13 protein-coding genes and 1 pseudogene are annotated in these 15618 nt (G+C 75.1%); 8 read left to right on the forward strand and 6 right to left on the reverse strand.

Annotated features, from left to right (window positions below; genetic code table 11):
- Positions 1-87 precede the first annotated feature (87 nt).
- Entirely contained in the window at positions 88-1578 is a 1491-nt protein-coding gene (locus tag ACU436_RS14705) for an MFS transporter (protein WP_459025495.1), read from the forward strand.
- Positions 1579-1665: 87 nt separating this feature from the next.
- Here ACU436_RS14705 and ACU436_RS14710 read toward each other — a convergent pair whose 3' ends face one another.
- Positions 1666-2505 carry an LLM class F420-dependent oxidoreductase gene (locus ACU436_RS14710; RefSeq protein ID WP_459025496.1) on the reverse strand — a complete coding sequence of 280 codons (840 nt, stop codon included), beginning with the start codon at positions 2503-2505 and terminating at the stop codon, positions 1666-1668.
- Between the two features lie 64 nt (positions 2506-2569).
- Here ACU436_RS14710 and ACU436_RS14715 point away from each other — a divergent pair, with 64 nt between their 5' ends.
- From ACU436_RS14715 to ACU436_RS14730, 4 genes and pseudogenes are all read left to right on the forward strand, one after another.
- Positions 2570-4087, forward strand: a complete 1518-nt coding sequence (locus ACU436_RS14715; protein WP_459025498.1) for an FAD-dependent oxidoreductase — start codon at positions 2570-2572, stop codon at positions 4085-4087.
- Positions 4084-5664, forward strand: coding sequence for a bifunctional 3'-5' exonuclease/DNA polymerase (locus ACU436_RS14720; RefSeq protein WP_459025500.1), 1581 nt, complete (start codon positions 4084-4086; stop codon positions 5662-5664). The genes ACU436_RS14715 and ACU436_RS14720 overlap by 4 nt, the downstream gene beginning before the upstream one ends.
- Before the next feature lie 218 nt (positions 5665-5882).
- Positions 5883-6161 (forward strand): annotated as a pseudogene (locus tag ACU436_RS14725) (ArsR/SmtB family transcription factor); the annotation flags it as partial.
- Complete coding sequence (locus tag ACU436_RS14730; protein WP_459025501.1) at positions 6158-6613, forward strand: SRPBCC family protein; 456 nt, start codon at positions 6158-6160, stop codon at positions 6611-6613. The pseudogene ACU436_RS14725 and the gene ACU436_RS14730, both read left to right, overlap by 4 nt.
- Positions 6614-6747: 134 nt before the next feature.
- Here the strand turns inward: ACU436_RS14730 and ACU436_RS14735 are convergent, their stop codons facing one another.
- The 3 genes from ACU436_RS14735 to ACU436_RS14745 are packed head-to-tail and all read right to left on the reverse strand — an operon-like array spanning position 6748 to position 9163.
- A complete protein-coding gene (locus ACU436_RS14735; protein WP_459025503.1) occupies positions 6748-6966 on the reverse strand; it encodes a VanZ family protein in 219 nt (72 codons plus the stop codon).
- A gap of 25 nt (positions 6967-6991) precedes the next feature.
- Positions 6992-7891 (reverse strand): SGNH/GDSL hydrolase family protein, encoded by a 900-nt coding sequence (locus tag ACU436_RS14740; protein ID WP_459025504.1) that lies wholly within the window; start codon positions 7889-7891, stop codon positions 6992-6994.
- Between the two features lie 57 nt (positions 7892-7948).
- Entirely contained in the window at positions 7949-9163 is a 1215-nt protein-coding gene (locus tag ACU436_RS14745; protein ID WP_459025715.1) for an RNA polymerase sigma factor, read from the reverse strand.
- A 129-nt stretch (positions 9164-9292) separates the two neighbouring features.
- On the opposite strand from ACU436_RS14745, the gene ACU436_RS14750 reads away from it, so the two are divergent.
- Positions 9293-9544: a hypothetical protein gene (locus ACU436_RS14750; RefSeq protein WP_459025506.1), complete on the forward strand. Its 252-nt coding sequence runs from the start codon at positions 9293-9295 to the stop codon at positions 9542-9544.
- Here the strand turns inward: ACU436_RS14750 and ACU436_RS14755 are convergent.
- The gene (locus ACU436_RS14755) at positions 9508-10653 is read right to left on the reverse strand and encodes an NAD(P)/FAD-dependent oxidoreductase (protein ID WP_459025508.1); all 1146 of its coding nucleotides are present in this window, start codon (positions 10651-10653) and stop codon (positions 9508-9510) included. The genes ACU436_RS14750 and ACU436_RS14755 overlap by 37 nt on opposite strands.
- Before the next feature lie 63 nt (positions 10654-10716).
- On the opposite strand from ACU436_RS14755, the gene ACU436_RS14760 reads away from it, so the two are divergent.
- A complete protein-coding gene (locus ACU436_RS14760) occupies positions 10717-11172 on the forward strand; it encodes a pyridoxamine 5'-phosphate oxidase family protein (protein ID WP_459025510.1) in 456 nt (151 codons plus the stop codon).
- A 6-nt stretch (positions 11173-11178) separates the two neighbouring features.
- On the opposite strand, the gene ACU436_RS14765 is transcribed toward ACU436_RS14760, so the two are convergent.
- On the reverse strand, positions 11179-12513 hold the full coding sequence (locus ACU436_RS14765) for an ABC transporter substrate-binding protein (RefSeq protein ID WP_459025511.1): 1335 nt from the start codon (positions 12511-12513) through the stop codon (positions 11179-11181).
- Positions 12514-12824: 311 nt separating this feature from the next.
- Here ACU436_RS14765 and ACU436_RS14770 point away from each other — a divergent pair, with 311 nt between their 5' ends.
- Positions 12825-15557 (forward strand): nitrate- and nitrite sensing domain-containing protein, encoded by a 2733-nt coding sequence (locus ACU436_RS14770; RefSeq protein WP_459025513.1) that lies wholly within the window; start codon positions 12825-12827, stop codon positions 15555-15557.
- Positions 15558-15618: the final 61 nt, after the last annotated feature.

Genomic DNA, 15618 nt, shown 5'->3' on the forward strand with positions numbered 1-15618 from the left:
GCTGTCATCCGTCGTGCACGGGGAGTTGTTCAGGCGGTAGTGATCACGGCCATGATCGCGGTCCGACGGGGTCGTAAGCTCCGTCGCATGGTGGCGGGGGAACTGCGGATGGGTACCGCGGCGGGCCGATGGGTGCTTGCCACGACGGTGCTCGGGTCCGGGCTCGCGATGATCGACGGCACGGTCGTGAACGTGGCGCTGGAGCGCATCGGCACCGAGCTCGACGCGGGGTTCGACGGCCTGCAGTGGACCGTCAACGCCTACACGCTCACCCTCGCGTCGCTCATCCTGCTCGGGGGCTCGCTCGGTGACCACCTCGGCCGCAGGCGGGTGTTCCTCATCGGGGTCGCGTGGTTCGCGCTGGCGTCGCTGGCCTGCGGGCTCGCCCCGGACATCGGCACCCTCATCGCGGCGCGGGCGCTGCAGGGCGTGGGTGGGGCGCTGCTCACGCCGGGCAGCCTCGCGTTGATCTCCGCCTCGTTCCACGGGCCGGACCGGGCCGCCGCCGTGGGCGCGTGGTCCGGCCTCGGCGGCGTCGCGGGCGCGGTCGGCCCGTTCCTGGGCGGCTGGCTCGTCGAGTGGAGCTGGCGCGCGGTCTTCCTGATCAATCTCCCGCTCGCCGCCCTGATCATCGTGATCGCTCTCCGGCACGTGCCGGAGAGCCGCGACCCCGAGTCGGCGCCGGGGTTGGACGTCACCGGCACGGTGCTGGCCGTGGTCGGGCTCGGTGCGCTGACCTACGGCCTCACCGGGCTCGGCGCGCGCGGTGCCGACCCGGTCTCGCTGATCGCGGCGGCGGTCGGGGTGCTGGCGCTGGCGGCGTTCGTGCTGGTGGAGCTGCGCTCCCCGCACCCGCTGGTCCCACCCACCCTCTTCCGGAACCCGACGTTCAGCGCCGCCAACATCGCCACCGTCCTCATCTACGGCGCGATGGGGGTGGTGTTCCTGATGCTGGTGCTGCAGCTGCAGATCGTGGCCGGTTTCACCCCCCTCGCGGCCGGGGTGGCCCTGTTACCGGTCACCGCCCTGATGCTGATCTTCTCGGCGCGGATGGGCGCGCTCACCGGACGGATCGGACCCCGGTTGCCGATGACGGTGGGACCGCTGGTGAGCGCGGGCGGGCTGCTCCTGCTCCTGCGCGTCGACGCCACGACGTCGTGGTTCACCGACGTGCTGCCCGCGATGCTCGCCTTCGGGGCCGGGCTGACCCTGACCGTCGCCCCGCTCACCGCCACCGTGCTCGACGCGGCCCCGGACCGGTACGCGGGCGCCGCGTCCGGGGTGAACAACGCGGTGGCCAGGGCGGCAGGCCTCCTGGCCGTCGCCACGGTGCCGGGCCTGGCCGGCATCGCGGGCGACGACTACTCCGACCCCGTCGCCTTCGACGCCGGCTACCGGATGGCGATGGTGATCGGTGCCGGCCTCCTCGTGGCGGCGGCGCTGGCCGCGTTCACGATGATCCGCAAGCCGCTGCAGGCCGCCGCGGAGGCGCCGGATCGCGAGTGCATCCGGGTGGAGGAGAGCTTCTCCTGCCCACTGAGCAGCCCACCCCCGCACCCCTCCGACGCGCCCCGCTGATGGGCGTCGCACCCAGCTTCCGTCGGGCGAACGGCACCTTCGCTCGCACCTGGCGTCCGAAGGTGCCGTTCTCCCGCGCCGAGTAGGTCAGGCGAGCTTCAGGGCCACCGCGAGCTCGCGGAAGGCGGGCAGCGGGTCGGCGCCGTCGGCCGTGAGCACCTGCGCGCAGACGTGGTCGGCACCGGCGTCGAGGTGCGCGGTGAGCCGCGCGGCCACCGTCTCGGCCTCGCCGTGGGCGACGAGGGCGTCGACGAGCGCGTCGCTGCCGCCGCCGTCCAGGTCCGCCTCGCTCCAGCCGAGCCGCAGCAGGTTGGACCGGTAGTTGACCAGGTGCAGGTACGGCCGGTCGACGACCGGCCGCCCGATCGCGCGGGCGCGCTCGGCGTCGGTGTCGAGCACCACCTTCTGCTCCGGGGCGACGAGGACGCCGTCCCCGACGATCCGCCGCGCCTCCCGGGTGTGCTCCGGGGTGGTGAGGTAGGGGTGCGTGCCGGCCGTGCGGTCGGCGGCGAGCCGCAGCGCCTTCGGTCCCAGCGCGGCGAGCGCGCGGCCGGCCACCGGGACGTCGGCCGCGTCCAGCCGGTCCAGGTAGTCGACCATGGTGGCGTAGGGGCTGCGGTACTCCGCCGTGGCCTCCGGGTGGCCGATCCCGACGCCGAGCAGGAACCGGTCCGGGTGCTTCGCCGCGAGCCGGTGGTAGGACTTCGCCACCTCCTCCGCCGGTGTCTTCCACATGTTCACGATGCCGGTGGCGACCACGATCCGCTCCGTCGCGTCGAGCAGCGACTCCGAGAGCGCGAGATCACCGGGAGGCGACCCGCCGATCCAGATGGCGCCGTACCCGAGCGCTTCCACCTCGGCCGCGAACTCGGGGCTCAGATCCGCCGCCCGCTGCCAGATCCCGTACCGACCCACATCGATCGTCATGCTCGGGCCAACGCGGCCGGGACGCGCGGGCATTCCTGTCGGGGTCCGCGCATAGGGTCGGTGGGTGAGTCGCGAACCGCGTGCGCGGGTGCTCGTGCCGGCCGATCCCTCGCTCCCCCGTGCCGCGCCGGCCGGCACCGAGGCCGTCGTCGTCGGCGGCGGGATCGCCGGTGTCTCGGCGGCCGTCGTGCTCGCCGAGCGCGGTGTTGCGGTCACGCTGCTGGAGGCGGCACCCACCCTGGGCGGGCGGCTCGGCGCCTGGCCGCACACGCTCCCCGACGGCACCGGGCAGGTGGTCGAGCACGGGTTCCACGCGTTCTTCCGCCACTACCACACCTGGCGCGCCCTCCTGGGCCGCATCGATCCGGAGCTGGGCTTCCTGCGCCCGGTCGGCGGCTACCCGGTGATCTCCCGCGACTGGCCGGCCGAGGATCTCACCGGCCTTCCGGGCGCTCCGCCGTTCAACCTGATCGCGCTGTTCGCCCGCTCCCCCAGCCTCGGGCTGCACGACCTGCTCCGGTCCCGCTGGTCCGTCGCCGCCGAGCTGCTCGCCTACGACCGCGCGCGCACCACCGCCCGCTTCGACCACGTGCCCGCCGCGCAGTTCCTCGCCTCGCTCGGCATGACCGACCGCGCGCAGGCGATGCTCTTCGAGGCGTTCGCACGCTCGTTCTTCGCCCACCCCGGCGCGCTGTCGGCGGCCGAGCTGATCGCGATGTTCCACTACTACTTCCTGGGCAACCCGCACGGCATCGGCTTCGACGCGCCCGCCACCGACCACCGCACCGCGATCTGGGAGCCGTTCGAGTCCCACCTGGAGAAGCTGGGAGCGCAGGTGCGCACGGCGACGCCGGCCCGGGCGATCACACCGGCCGAGGACCACCGCTGGCGGGTGGAGCTCGACGACGGCGCGCTGGTCACCCGGCACCTCGTGCTCGCCACCGAACCGCCCGCGCTGCGGGCCCTCCTCGCCGCGTCCCCGCAGGCGGCGGCGGTGGCGCCGCGCCTGGCCGCGAAGGCCGCCGCGATCCCGGTCGCGCCGCCGTTCGCCGTCAGCCGCCTGTGGCTCGACCGCGACGTCGCCGCGCACCGGGCCACGTTCAGCGCCGTCAGCCGGGAGCGCACGCTCGACTCGGTCACGGTCTACTCGCGCCTGGAGGCGCCTTCGGCGGAGTGGGCCGCACGCACCCGCGGCTCCGTCGTCGAGCTGCACTCCTACGCCTGCTCCGCCCCCGACGCCACCACCGCGTCCGCCCGCATGCGGGCCGAGCTCGCCGAGCTCTGGCCCGAGACGGCCGCCGCAGGCGTGCTGCACCAACAGGAACGGATGGAGGCCACAGCGCCCTCGTTCCCGCCCGGCGGCGCGGCGGCACGGCTCACCGTCACCGGCGAGGGGCGCGGCGTGCGCGTCGCGGGCGACCACGTCGCCACCGGGTTCCTCACCGGGCTCATGGAGCGCGCCGCCGCGTCCGGCGTGCTGGCGGCCAACGACGTGCTGGCCGAGGTGGGCACCGGTCCGGAGGAGATCCGCGGTGGCCCGCAGCGGGGCCTGCTGGCCGGGCTCCTGCCGCGCCGCCGGTGAGGGTCGCGTACGACCCGGGTCCGCGCGACGGCGCCCCGCGGATCCAGCGGCTGCACGAGGACGGCGCCGCGGCCGGACCCCCGGAGACGCTGCCGGACCTCGCCGCGCTCGAGAAGGCCGAGGCGCCGCGCTGGGTGTTCGCCAGGCCCCGCGGATACCGGCGACTGCTCGCCGCGGGCGTCGACGTCGGCCGCGCTCACGCCGTCGAGCTGGTCGAAGGCCTTCTGGTCGCCGCCGACGGGGGGTTCGGGCAGCCGCACGGCCTGGCGGCGGCCGTCGCCCGCCTGCACGGCCGCACCCCTGCTCCCGACCCGCCCGCCGTCGACGACGGCCCACCCGCGCTGTTCGACACCGCCGTGTCCGGCGACGAGCTGGCCGACGTGGTGGCGGTGCACGCGGCGCAGCAGCGCGCGCTGGCCGCGGCCGGGCCGCGCATGCGGCTGCTCGCGGCGGCGGAGTCGGCGGGCATGCTCGTGGCCGAGGAGATGACGGCCGCCGGCCTGCCGTGGCGCGCCGACGTGCACGACCGGCTCCTCGTCGAGCTGCTGGGGCCGCGCCCGGTGCTGGGCGGTCGCCCGCCGAAGCTCGCGGCGCTGGCCGACGCGGTCGACGAGGCGTTCGGGCGCGCGGTCAACCCCGATTCCCCCGCCGAGGTCCTGCGCGCCTTCGCCCGGGCCGGCCACGAGCTCTCGAGCACGCGGTCCTGGGAGCTCAAGCGGGTCGACCACCCGGCCGTCGCGCCGCTGCTCGCCTACAAGGAGCTCGCCCGCCTGCACTCCGCGAACGGCTGGGCGTGGCTGCGCACCTGGGTGCACGACGGGCGGTTCCGGCCGGAGTACGTGGTGGGCGGGGTCGTCTCCGGCCGCTGGGCGTCCCGCGGAGGCGGGGCGCTGCAGATTCCCAAGGCGGTGCGGGCGGCGGTGCGGGCCGATCCCGGCTGGCGGCTGGTGGTGGCCGACGCCGCGCAGCTGGAGCCGCGGGTGCTCGCGGCGCTCTCCGGCGACCACGCGCTCGCCCCCGGCGACGACGACCTGTACACCGCGCTCGCCGCGCGCGAGTTCGGCGACGACCGGGCCAAGGCGAAGCTCGCCCTGCTCTCGGCGATGTACGGGCAGACGTCGGGCAACGCCGCCGTGCTGCTCGCCACGCTCCGTCGCCGATTCCCGGCGGCGATGGCGTTCGTCGAGGACGCGGCCCTGGCAGGCGAGGAGGGCCGCCTCGTGCGTTCGCACCTGGGGCGCACCTGCCCGCCGGCGCGCGCCGGCGACGAGCAGCCCACCGCAGCCCGGGCCAGGGGGCGGTTCACCCGCAACTTCGTGGTGCAGGCCACCGCAGCCGAGTGGGCGCTGGTGCTGCTCGCCGAGCTGCGCGGGCAGCTGCGCGCGGCGGGCAGCCCGGCCCGGCTCGTGTTCTTCCAGCACGACGAGGTGCTGCTCCACGCGCCCGCGGAGGTGGCCGAGGAGGCGGCCGCCTCCGTCCAGGCAGCCGCGGACACGGCCGGCAGGCGACTCTTCGGCGACACCCCGGTGCGCTTCCCGATGCAGACCCGCGTGGTCGAAAGCTACGACGAGCGCTAGTCCCGCGGCCCACTTCGGCGAGGGCTGATGCCCAGCGGCGATTCGGCATCACCCTCGCACCTGATCAGCGGGATCGGGACATCAACTGCAGGGGTGCAGGCCATGTCCCGATCCGGCCGATCACCACGCCCCTGCCCCCTGGTCCTTCTCCGCGGCCCGCAGCTCGGCCGCCGCGGCGTCCCACTCCCCGGCCGTGACGACGGGCGGCCGACCCCACGCGCCGCGCCATGGTGCGCACCCTCGCCGGGGGTGAGCGGACCGTCGGCGAGCTCGCCGCCCCGCACCCGATCTCGCTCGCCGCCGCGTCCAAGCACGTCAAGGTGCTGGAACGGGCCGGCCTGGTGCACCGCACCGTGCTCGGCAGGCGGCACGTGTGCCGCCTCGAGGTCCGACCCCTCGCCGCGGCGACCCGGCACCTGCGCTTCTACGAGCAGTTCTGGACCGACCGCCTCGATGCGCTCGAGGACTTCGTCACCCGACCCGAGGAGGCACCGTGAACGTCGTTCCCCACCGCGTGACCCTGGTCCGCACCATCCCGGCGTCGCCGGAGGCCCTCTACGCGGCCTGGACCGAGCCGGACCGGATGCGCCGGTGGTACGCCACCGTCGTCGACGCCGACGTGCGCGTCGGCGGCCGGTACCGCATCGAGCTGCACGAGGCCGACGGCACCGTCAACGGCTTCACCGGCGAGTACCTGGAGCTCACCCCGCCGACGCGGATCGCGTTCACCTTCACCCACCACTCCCAGACCCCCGAGGACCGGATCAGCGACGAGAAGGTGGAGGTCACCTTCCGCGAGGCCGGGCCGGGACGCACCGAGCTGACGCTCGTGAACAGCTGGGTGGGGCCGGAGTTCGAGCCGTCCCACTACGACGGGCTGCGCGTCGGCTGGGAGGAGTGGATCAACCGCCTCGAGAAGGCGCTCCAGCACGACAGCCGCAATTCGTGATCGCAGGTGCTTGCCCGATTCGCGCCGTACGCCTCCGGAGGCGGGTGTTCCCGACATGATCGGCGCTTCGGCGCGAACTCGGGCGAAATCGACCCGGGAACGCGCCCATCTGCTGATCAAGCCGCTGCTACCCGTTACGCCGGCGCTCTCGCTCGAGCCGCCCGGATGAGCAGTTCGACGCAGGCCCCGAGGACTGCGCCGCAGCCGTTCAAGATCACGTCGTCGATGTCGGCGATCCGTCCGACGAACGACTGCGCCACTTCGATCGTCACCGACAACCCGGCACCGACGATCACGGCACCGCATCGGCCTCTCCGGGACCGTGATCGCCAGTGGCGATCTGGCAACGCCAACTGCTGTGGTGGTACTGGGCCGTGTCTAGGCGCGGGGGGACGACCCGCCGGCGGCGCCGGCGACGACCTGCCCGATCTCGCTCATGCCCAGCGCGTTCGGGTGCACCGGAGCGGCGGGCGCGGTCGGCACCAGGCCCTCGACCCACTTGGTGCCCGGAGGCTGGCAGGAGTCGTGCCCGATGGACGGGGTGTAGGTGTCCACGAAGTCCTGGCCCGCCGCGGCCGCCTGCTTCGCGAGCATCGCGTTCAGGTCCTTCTCGACGTCACGCAGGTAGGCGACGTCGCCGGGGCTGAACGGCACCACGGGGAAGCAGCCGGGGCCCTCGTCGGGCAGGATCGCCGGGTAGCCGACGAGCAGCACGCGCGCGTCCGGGGAACGCCCGTCGATCGCGGCGAGCGTGTCCGCCACCTTCGGGGCGGCGTCGTCGATGCGCTGGGCGAGCTGGTCGGTGCCGCCCGCCGTGTAGTGGTCCTTGCACGCGCTGCCGGTCGGCTGCAGCGGCGAGCGCGTCGCGCACTCCTGGACGATGTCGCCGAAGCCGACGTCGTTGCCGCCGATCGTGATCGTCACCAGCTGGGTGTCGGGCGTCAGCGCGTCGAGCTGCGGCGGGTTCTCCCCCAGCGGCACGCTCTGCGGCCCGTCGATGTTCTCGGTGGTCGCCCCGCTGCAGCTGGCGTCCTGGAAGTCGGCGACACCGAGCTCCCGCGCGACCACCGACGGGTAGTTGTGGTCGGAGCGCAGGCACCCGGCCGGCTCGCCCGTGGGGATCGGCACGAGCGGGCCGGCCGCGTACGAGTCGCCGAGCGCGACGTAGCGCTGGACCGGTCCCTGATCCGGATCCGCGGCAGCGGGTCCGGCCGTCGCCATCGGGGCGGCGACGGCGATCAGGACCGGGGCGACCCACAGGGCCGGGGAGCGGCGCACATCGGATCAACGACGAAGTGATCGTCTCGATACGCCGGGTACACACCCGTCCGGGTGTCAGGCGAGCCTGGCAGCCCGCTCCTCCAGGTACCGCCGCTCGGGCTCGCTCGTCGTCCGGCCCGCTGCCTCCCGGTACGCCGCGAGCGCGCCGTCGCGGTCGCCGGCCATCTCCAGCAGGTGCGCACGCACGGCCGACACCCGGTGGTGCCCGGCGAGCGGACCGTCGCCGTCCAGGGTGGCGAGCAGGTCGAGCCCGGCCTGCGGGCCCTCGACCATGCCGACGGCCACGGCCCGGTTGAGCGTGACCATCGGCCCCGGCGCCACCGCGGACAGCACCCGGTACAGCTGCGCGATCTGCGGCCAGTCGGTCTTCCCGGCGCGCTCCGCCTCGCCGTGCACGGCCGCGATCGCCGCCTGCAGCTGGTAGGGCCCCACCGGGGCGCGCGCCATCGTCGCTGCGATCAGCCCGATCCCCTCGTCGAGCAGCGTCCGGTCCCAGAGCGTCCGGTCCTGCTCCCCGAGCGGCACCAGCCCGCCGTCGGCCCGGGTGCGGGCCGGCCGGCGCGCCTCGGTGATCAGCATCAGCGCGAGCAGGCCGGCCACCTCGCCGTCGTCGGGCAGCAGGCGCCGGACCTGCCGGACCAGCCGGAGCGCCTCCCGCGTGAGGTCGCGCCGGTGCAGGTCGGGGCCGGACGTCGCCGTGTAGCCCTCGTTGAAGACCAGGTACAGCACGTGCAGTACGGCGCCGAGCCGGGGTGCGCGGTCGGTCTCGGCCGGCATCTCGAAGGCGGCGCCCGCCACGGCCCGCTTCGCCCGGCTGATCCGCTGGCCGATCGTCGGTTCGGGCACGAGGAACGCGCGGGCGATCTCGGCGGTGGTCAGCCCGCCGACGGCGCGCAGCGTGAGCGCCACCTGCGACGGCGGCGGGAGCTCGGGGTGGCAGCAGAGGAACAGCAGCGTCAGGGTGTCGTCGGCGGCCGCGGGCGGTTCGGGCGCGGCCTCGTCGAGCCCGTCCAGCTGCGCGGACGTGGCTTCGCGGCGCCGCCGGGCGTGCTCGCTGCGCCACTGGTCGGTGAGCCGCCGGGTGGCCACCGTGAGCAGCCACGCACGCGGGTTGTCCGGCACGCCGTCGGCCGGCCACTGGGCGGTGGCCGCGAGCATGGCCTCCTGCGCCGCGTCCTCGCACGCCTCGAACTGACCGTGCCGGCGCACGAGCACGCCGAGGACCTGCGGGGCGAGCGGCCGCAGCAGATCCTCGAGCGCAGTCCCCACCACCGTCGCGAGTCTAGGAGCGCGAGACCCGGGGGATGCCGCACCGCCTCGCCCTGCTGCGGGCCGCCCACCCGGAGCCGACGGTCGCCGTCACGGCCGTCGGCACCGTCCTCGCCGTGGTGGTGGGGCGTGCTGCTCGTCGCGGCCGCGGTACTGGCCGGGCAGGTCTCGATCGGCTGGCGGGGCGACGCGCTCGACGCCGGCCGGGACGCGGCCGCCGGGCGGCCCGACAAGCCGGTGGACACCGGCGCCGTGCCCGTGGCCGGACACCGGGCCGGGCGGCCCTTCCCCGCGGTGCTGGTGGTCGCCGCGATCGCGCTCCTGGTGCTGTTCGCCGCGTCGGGTCAGTGGGCGGGGGCCGTCCGGGGCGCGGTGGCGTAGCTCAGCGCCACGTGCGCGAGCGCGGGGAGCGAGGCCGTGCCGCGGCCGAGACCGAGATCGACGGCGGCGTCGAAGACGGACTGGCGGCGCGCCGCCGCCACCACCGCGGCGTCGAGGAAGCGGGGCCGGCGCAGCAGGTGCGACAGCAGGGCACCGTGCGCGTGGTGCCGCTCGAACGTCCGGCGCATCGCGGACCGGTGTGCAGCACCCGCCCCGGCGCCGAGCAGCGCGGCCCGGCCGGCCAGCACACCGGAGGCCAGCGCGTCGAAGATGCCCTCCCCGGTCAGCGGGTTGACCAGCGCCGCAGCGTCGCCCGCGAGCAACACCCGGCCGTCGGGGTGGTGGCGCGGGCCGGTGGAGAGCGGCAGGTGGTGGCCGCGGACGGAGGCCGGGTCGGGCTCGTGGCCGGGCAGGAGCGCGTGCAGGGCCGACACGAGCTCGGCACGGGGGCCGCCGCCGCGCTTGTCGAAGACCCCGAACCCGACGTTGGCCCCACCCCCGGGCAGCGGGAACGACCAGGCGTACGCCGGGTAGCGCCCGCGGGCGAACTCGATCACGAGCGAGTCCGGGTCCACCGCGGTGCGGGCGTACCCGCGCACGGCCATGGCGGTGGCCGAGGGCGGGGCGACCGGGGCCCCGAGCAGCCGGCGGACGACGGAGTTGGCGCCGTCGGCGCCGATCACGACCCGCGCCGCGACGGCACCGTCGATGACGACGCGGTCCGCGCACACCTCGAGGCGCCGGACGCGGTGCCGCAGCAGCCGGGCGCCCCGCGCGACGGCCGCGGCCACGAGCTCGGCGTCGAACACGGTCCGTGGCACCACCCGGTTCGGGCGGACGCAGGTGCGCTCGACGACCCGCCCACCGGGGCTGCGCAGCCGCATCCGCGGCACCGGCGGGCCGAGCCGGGACACGCCCGGCACCCCCAACGCCTCGACCAGGTCGAGCGCCTGGGCGGCGATGCCGTCACCGCAGGTCTTGTCGCGCGGGAACTCCGCGGCGTCGACCAGCAGCACGCGGGCGTCGGGGCGCAGCTGCAGCGCGCGTAGCGCCGCGGCGCTGCCGGCCGGGCCGGCGCCCACCACCGCCAGGTCGACCACATCGTCCACGCCACTGGTTCTACTCGCCCGCTCCCGGTGTGCAGCGCACCGGGTCGGCTACGCTCCGTACTCATGCGGGAGCAGCGCCGGGGCCGACGGATCGCGATGTCCCCGGAGGAGGTCGACGCGTTCCTGGCCGAGCAGCGCACCTGCCGCGCCGCCACCGTCGGCCGGCACGGCCCGCACGCCACGCCGCTCTGGTACGCCTGGCACGGCGGCGCGCTCTGGCTGACGTCCGTGGTGCGCAGCCAGCGCTGGGCCGACCTGCGGCACGACCCGCGGATCGGCGTCGTCGTCGACGCCGGCACCTCCTACGAGGAGCTGCGCGGTGTGGAGCTGCGCGGGCGGGTGGAGGTCGTCGGGGAGGTGCCGCGCACCGGGGAGCCGGTGCCCGAGCTGGACGGGCCCGAGCGGCTCTTCGCCGACCGCTACCGCGGAGGGGTCGTCGCGCACGACGGCCGGCACGCCTGGTTGCGCCTCGTCCCGGACAAGATCACCAGCTGGGACTTCCGAAAGGTGGGCGGCTGACCCGCGTCACCCGGCCGGCAGCGGTTCGACGGTGCCGGCGGCCGGGATCTCCGGGTGCCGGGCATTGCTGACGATGACCAGTTCGTACGGGCTGGTGGCGCCCGGGCGCCACTGGCCCCCGACCAGCGGGGTCTTGGCGACACCCCGCACCGGTCCCGCGGTGAAGTCCAGTGGTCCGGCGACCGTGTCGAGCCGCATCCCGGCGATCGCGTCCGCGATCCCCCGGCGGTCCTCGACCGACCCGACGGTGCCCAACGCCGCCACGGCGACCTCGAACAGGGCGTGCGCGAAGCCGATCGGCTGGGACCACTGCCGCCCGCTCGTGGCCCGGTACTCGGCGGCGAGGTCGGCGGCACCCTGCCCGGTGAGGGACGACCGGAACGGGTGGCTCGGTGACCAGCCGACCTCGGTGGCGAGGTTCACGGCCGTCGGCCCGATCTCCTCCACCGTCACCGGGAAGTGGATGCCCCTGCCGATCGTCGCCAACCGCGGGCGGTAGCCCTGCCGGGCCGCCTGCCCCCAGAACGTCACGAAGTCCGCGGGGCTCGGGCCGCCGAGCAGGATCTCCGCGGCCCCCGCGCGGAACGCGTCGACGTGCGCCGAGAAGTCGTCGGTGCCGCCGACGTAGTTGCCCGGGTCGACGATCGTGTAGCCGCTCTGCGCGGCGGTGGGCGCGAAGTCCGCGCCCGGGTTGCCCCAGGCCAGCCCGTCGGTGTCGGTGGGCCACAGCGCGCCCGCGGTCCGGTTGGTGGCCACCTGGTCCCACATGTCCACGTAGACCGCCTGGACGTCCTCCAGGCCCCACGAGAACAGGTGGGTCCACTCGAACGGGGCCTGCGGCTGCCCGCCCCGCCCGTAGAACCACGACTGCCACGGGGTCGCCGTGGCCACGCACGGCAGGCCCGCGGCCTCGCACTGGTCGCTGACCGCGTTCGTCGTGTCGGACGTGGCCGAGACCAGCATCAGGTGGACGCCGTCGGCGAGGACGAGACCGGCCGCGACGTCGCCCGCGCGGTTCGAGTCGGACTGGCTGTCGCGCCTGAGGATCTCCACCCGGTGCGGGCGGCCGCCGACGTCCACCGGGTTCGCGGCGAAGAACGCGCTCATCATGTCGACGACGAACCGGTCGGCCTCGCCGAAGGGCGCCAGCGCCCCCGTCTCCGGGCTGACGTAGCCGATCCGGATCACGTCGTCGCTGCCGGCGGCGGCGTCCGCGGTCCGGGGCCCGGACGCGCAGGCCGCGGCCGCCCCGCCGGCGAGCGCGGCGACCCCGGCGGCGCTGACGGTCCGGAGGAACTCTCGACGGTTCCGCGGCGAGCCGCCGGTTGTGCCGTCCTGCATGCCGTCCTCGTGCTCGCGTTCGGGGTATGAATGGATGCCGTGGGCCGACGCGCAGCATCATCGGGAGACATCTGAGGTGTCAAACCAGAGATTGCGACACGCGGTGCGCCGTGGCCGCGCGACGGACCACCCGCGGTGCCCATATCATGACGCAGCGCAGCAGGTGGCCACCCGTTCAGCGCATCGTGGTGCCGGTACTACCGACAAGCCCGGGTGACTCTGGTTACACTGCGACAACAGGTGATCATGGTGCCGGGCGGCCATGGGCGGGCCGCCTCGCTCCCCAGCGTCCGAGTGGAGAGAAGACCGACGTGACAACGGACGACCGGCCGGCCGCCCGCCGGCGGTCCGCATGGCCGTCGCCACGGCACTGGAGCGTGCGGGTCAAGTTCTCCGTCGTGCTCGTCGTACCGCTCGTCCTCGCGGTCGCGCTCGGCACCATCCGGATCTTCGACGAGGTCAGGGAGGCGAACGAACGCGACCTGGTCTCGCGGTTCGTCGCCACCCAGGGCATGGTCACGTCGCTGGTCGTCGACGTGGAGCGGGAGCGCTACCGCGCCACGGAGTTCGTCGCCAACGGCCGCACCGACGAGCGTGCGCTGCGCGGCGTGATCGACGCCGTCGACCAGCGCGCGGCCCGGAGCCGCGACGCCGTGGCGCGGCTCGCCGACGACGTCCCGGCGATCGTCCTCGTCCAGCAGCAGGCCGACCAGGCCATCTCCCGGCTCCCCCCGCTACGGGAGGTCGTCACGCGGTCCAACGCCCCGCCCGAGGCGGTCGTGGCGCGCTACTCCGAGCTCATCGAGCAGCTCGTGCAGCTCGACACAGCGCTGCTGCGCAACATCAACACCTCCGACGTCACCGGGCTGGCCAACGCCCTCGCCGGCCTCGGCGCCGCACGCAACGAGGCCACCCTGCAGCAGGCGCAGATGGCGATCTCCGTGCACACCGGCCTCTCCCCCACGCTGGGCTCCGACCTGCAGTTCAGCAACGCGCGGCTGGAGAGCGGCCTCGCCGACTTCCGGGTGTCGCTGAACGCCGCGCAACGCGTCCGGTACGCCGGGCTGATCCCGGGTCCCGGCAACACCGCCCGCAACGGCCTCGTCCAGGCGGTGCTCTCGGGCACACCCCCGGCAGGGGCAGGCGTGGCCACCGTCGCCGACGTCTACAGCCGGTTCCTCGGCGAGCTCGACGCGGCGGCCGAGGGGCTGCGCTCGGAGCTGCGCAACGCGGTCGCGGAGCGCCGGCAGAGCGCGCTCGTCGAGGCGTGGCTCAACGCCGTCGTCCTGCTGCTCGCCCTCATCCTCGCCGCGGTCATCGTCGGCCTCGTCGCGCGCGGGATGATCGCCTCGCTGCGCACGCTGCGCCGCAGCGCCATCACGGTCGCCCAGGACCGGCTGCCGGAGGCCGTGCGGCGGATGCGCGAAGGCACAGCGCCGAACATCAACATCACCACGGTGCCGGTCACCACGCGCGAAGAGGTGGGCGAGGTCGCCCGCGCGTTCGACGCGGTGCACGAGCAGGCGGTCCGGCTCGCCGCCGAGCAGGCCACGCTGCAGAACAACATCAACGCCATGTACGTCAACCTCTCCCGCCGCAGCCAGGCCCTGGTCGACCGGCAGCTCGTGCTCATCGAGCAGCTGGAGGAGGGCGAGGTCGACCCCGAGCAGCTGTCGGACCTGTTCCGGCTCGACCACCTCGCCACGCGCATGCGGCGCAACTGCGAGAACCTGCTCGTCCTCGCCGGCGCCGACATCCCCCGGCCGGCGGCCGAGCCCACCCCGGTGCTCGACGTGCTGCGCGCCGCGGTCTCGGAGATCGAGCACTACCAACGGGTGGTCGTGCAGAACCCGCCCGACGCCACCTTCGCCGGCAGCGCGGCCAACGACGTCCAGCACATGCTCGCCGAGCTGCTCGACAACGCCACCAACTTCTCACCCGCCGACAGCCAGGTGGTGATGAGCTGCAGCCAGGCCCGGGACGGCTCGATCCTGGTGGAGATCTTCGACGAGGGCATCGGCCTGTCGCCCGGGGAGCTCGGCACGCTCAACGACCGGCTGCGCAACCCCGTCGAGTCCACGGCCTCCGTGGCGGCGTCCCGGCGCATGGGCCTGTTCGTCGTCGGCAGGCTCGCCAACCGCCACGGCATCATGGTGGGGCTGTTCACCGACTCGATGGGCACGTCGGGCAACGCGCCCCCCGGCTCCACGAAGCGTGGCGTCACCGCCCGGGTCACGATCCCGGCCGTGCTGGTCGGCGAGCGCACCAGCGAGCCCGACCAGGTGGTGTGGTCGCGCCTCGCCCCGGCACCCGCACCGCCGGGGCCGTCCCGCATCGTGCTCCCGGCCGGCCCTACGCCGGACGGCGAGAACGAGCCGATGACCGCCGCCGCCGCGGGCTCCGACGGCGCCGCGCTGCCCCGCCCGCGCTACGACCCCACCAGCGGCGAGACCACCATGCGGCTCCCGGTGGTGCCCGCCCAGCCGGATCCGCCTGCCCAGGAGCAGCCCGCGCCCGAACCGCTCCCGATCGACGCCGGCGCGGACATGCGCCCGGACCCGATCGGGCTGTTCGAACCGGCCGTCCCACCGCACACGCTGCCCGACCCCACGGCACCCCGGCCGGTCGACCCGCTGGCCTCCGACGCCGAGGACGCCGAGGCCACCCCGATCTTCGCGGAGGTCACCTCGGGGTGGTTCCACGTGACGGCCGGCGGCCCCCACGACGGTGAGCCGGTGCCCGCGGGCGTCGGGGTCCGCTCCCACGCCGCCGGCGGCCCGGACCCAGCCGCGTTCGTCACCTCGGCCGACGCCGTGTGGCAGGCCGCCCGCGCCGCCACCGAGAGCCAGACCGGCGGCTACACGCACGCCGGCCTGCCGAAGCGGGTGCCCCGCGGGCGGCTCATGCCCGGGAGCGCGATGCCCGGCGAACCGCCACCGTCGATCTCCGGGCGCGACCCGGAGGCCGTCCGCGGGCGGCTCTCCACCTTCCAGCGCGGGGTCCGGCACGGGCGGCACGCCCGCGGCGACGAAGACGGCGCCTGACACCCCACTTCGCACACCCAGCGGTGACTTCGCACAAGGCCGGCCTTGTGCGAAGCCGGTC

Source organism: Pseudonocardia wallangbongensis (assembly GCF_054486945.1).